Annotated in this window: 3 protein-coding genes and 1 pseudogene; 3 read left to right on the top strand and 1 reads right to left on the bottom strand. The window is 66.7% G+C overall.

Annotation, left to right across the window (positions count from 1 at the left end):
- From ACT84W_RS04075 to ACT84W_RS04065, 3 genes and pseudogenes are all read left to right on the top strand, one after another.
- Positions 1-287: pseudogene (locus tag ACT84W_RS04075) on the top strand (aminotransferase class V-fold PLP-dependent enzyme); the annotation flags it as partial.
- On the top strand, positions 274-708 hold the full coding sequence (gene sufU, locus ACT84W_RS04070; RefSeq protein WP_417575865.1) for a Fe-S cluster assembly sulfur transfer protein SufU: 435 nt from the start codon (positions 274-276) through the stop codon (positions 706-708). The pseudogene ACT84W_RS04075 and the gene sufU, both read left to right, overlap by 14 nt.
- 43 nt (positions 709-751) lie before the next feature.
- Entirely contained in the window at positions 752-1,192 is a 441-nt protein-coding gene (locus ACT84W_RS04065; protein WP_417575866.1) for an RrF2 family transcriptional regulator, read from the top strand.
- Here ACT84W_RS04065 and ACT84W_RS04060 read toward each other — a convergent pair.
- On the bottom strand, positions 1,179-2,328 hold a 1,150-nt coding region (locus tag ACT84W_RS04060), incomplete at its 5' end, for a serine hydrolase domain-containing protein (RefSeq protein WP_444328291.1). The two genes, ACT84W_RS04065 and ACT84W_RS04060, sit on opposite strands and share 14 nt — an antisense overlap.

Genomic DNA, 2,328 nt, shown 5'->3' with positions numbered 1-2,328 from the left:
TCGACTACATCGACGTCATCGGGCCCGCCGAGGCCTCGGCGCACCACGGAGTCGTGAGCTTCAACGTCCGCGGGATCCACCCGCACGACGTGGCGAGCATCCTCGACATGTCCGGCGTCTGCATCCGCGCGGGACACCACTGCGCCCAGCCGCTGCTCACCTGGCTCGGCGTGGAGAACCTCGCCTGCTGCCGCGCGAGCGTGGCCTTCTACAACGACAAATCCGACATCGACCGCCTCATCGACGGTCTGGCCCAAGTTTGGCAGGTATTCCATGGCCGTGACTGACCTCTATAACGCCGAGTTCATGGACCACGTGTCCCACCCCGACTACAAGTACCAGATGGAGGACCCCGACTGCACACACGAGGGCGTGAACCCCTCCTGCGGAGACGAGCTGAATTTCTCGGTCAAGTTCGCCGACGACGGGACCATCGAGGAGGCCGCGTTCACCGGGCACGGCTGCGCCATCAGCCAGGCTTCCGCCGACATCATGAGCGACCTCATGATCGACAAGAAGCCCGAGGAGGCCATCCGCCTCTGCAAGCTCTTTATGCAGATGGTCCGCGGCGAGATCCCCGAGGACGATCCCTCGCTCGCCGACCTCGAGGACGCCTCGATCCTCAAGGACATCGCCCACATGCCCGCGCGCGTCAAGTGCGCCGAGCTCGCGTGGCGCACCCTCGAGGAGATGCTGGAGAACAAATGACGAAAAGGGACTGTCCCTTTTCGTCATTGGATAGGAGATAAGCATGGGAATGTTCTCGACGAAGGGCATCTACGCCCTGCGCGCGATGGCCGACCTCGCTGGTCACGAGGGCTGGGTCTCCCTGGGCGACGTCTCCAAGCGGCAGAACATCTCGCGCAAGTACCTCGAGCAGGTGATCTCGCTCATGCACAAGGCGGGCTACGTACAGAGCCAGCGCGGCAAGGGCGGCGGCTACAAGCTCACCCGCGAGCCGAAGGACTACACACTCGGCGAGATCCTGCGCGCGGCGGAAGGCTCGCTCGCGCCCGTGAACTGCCTCAACTGCTCGAACGGCACCATCTGCCCGCAGGTCAACACCTGCTCGACCGTCGACGTCTGGCGCGACCTCGGTCGCGTGACGTCGAGCTACCTCGACTCGAAGACCTTGGCCGACCTCGTGCACCCCGAGGGAGGCTCCTGCTCGGTGACCTTCAGCGACAAGTAACGCGCCGCCGGCGAGCAGCCACCTCCGCGACGCCACCGGCGAGCAGGAGCGCCGCGCACATGAGCCCCACGGCGGCCTGCTCCGGGTAGAAGTCCGCGAAATCACGCAGGCGCATGTCGAAGGTCATCGGGTAGAGCACGATCGCCACAGGCAGAACGATGTGCAGAGCGACCCCCCAAACGAGGCGCATGACGCGCTCCAGGCGATCCTCGGAACGGCTGCGCCGCGCCGTCAGGCTCAACACCAGCGCTCCGGCGCACGCCGCGATGGCGAGCGCGTATGCGACGTCGAAGCGTGCGTGCAGCCGAGGCGCCGCGCCCCCGTCAACCCCCGCCGCAGAGCCGCCCACGGCCAAAGACGTCACGTCGTCGCCGATCTGCCAGAACGCGGAGTTGCCCTCCACGGCGTCGTTAGCGTCGCAAAGAAGCACGATCCCGAGGTCGCGCCCCGGCACGATGCACATGCGCGCCACGTAGTTCTCGACGTCGCCGTCGTGTGACATGACCGTCTCGCCGTCGTCCCAGCGGAAGGTCGTCCAGCCCATGCCGTAGAACGAGTCGCCGTCAGGGTCCGGAACACGGTCGTACACCATGCGGTGGATGCCCGCAGGCGTGACCACACCGGCTCCGCTGTTCAAATACATCCGCAGGTAAGAAGCCATATCCGATATGCTCGCGCGCACATAGCCCGACGAAGGCCCGCCCCACGCGTCGTCGCCGCGCTCGTGCGCGAACCCGTCGGCGACGTTCAGCCCGAACCAGTTGCGATGCCCCGTCGCCGCGGGGGCGCAGGCGGCCTCGCCGTCGATGGAGGCGTCTCGCATGCCCAGCGGGCCGAACACGTAGGCGCGCAGATACTCCCCGCAGCTCATTCCGCTCACGTTCTCGACGATTCGCCCGAGCAGGTCGTAGTTCGCGTTCGCATAGCTGAACCTGCCGGCGCACTCCCCCGAGCGCGCCCTCGCCAGCGACTCGTAGTAGCCGAATCCGCTCGTCTGGTTGAGGAGCGAGCGCACCGTCACCGACTTCGGGACCCCGAGCTCGGGCGCGTAGAGCGCGGCCGGGGCGTCGAGGTCGACGCGGCAGGCGTCCACCAGCTGCTGCACCGCGACCGACGTCATCGACTTGGAGAGGGAC

Source organism: Paratractidigestivibacter sp. (genome assembly GCF_052362415.1).
In the GTDB taxonomy this organism is placed as follows: Bacteria; Actinomycetota; Coriobacteriia; order Coriobacteriales; family Atopobiaceae; genus Paratractidigestivibacter.
This window is presented reverse-complemented; position numbering and strand designations above follow the sequence as displayed.

Excerpts from the sequence above, each read along its gene's own strand:
- sufU (WP_417575865.1), top strand. The coding sequence starts at position 274 with ATGGCCGTGACTGACCTCTATAACGCCGAGTTCATGGACCACGTGTCC.
- ACT84W_RS04065 (WP_417575866.1), top strand. The coding sequence starts at position 752 with ATGGGAATGTTCTCGACGAAGGGCATCTACGCCCTGCGCGCGATGGCC.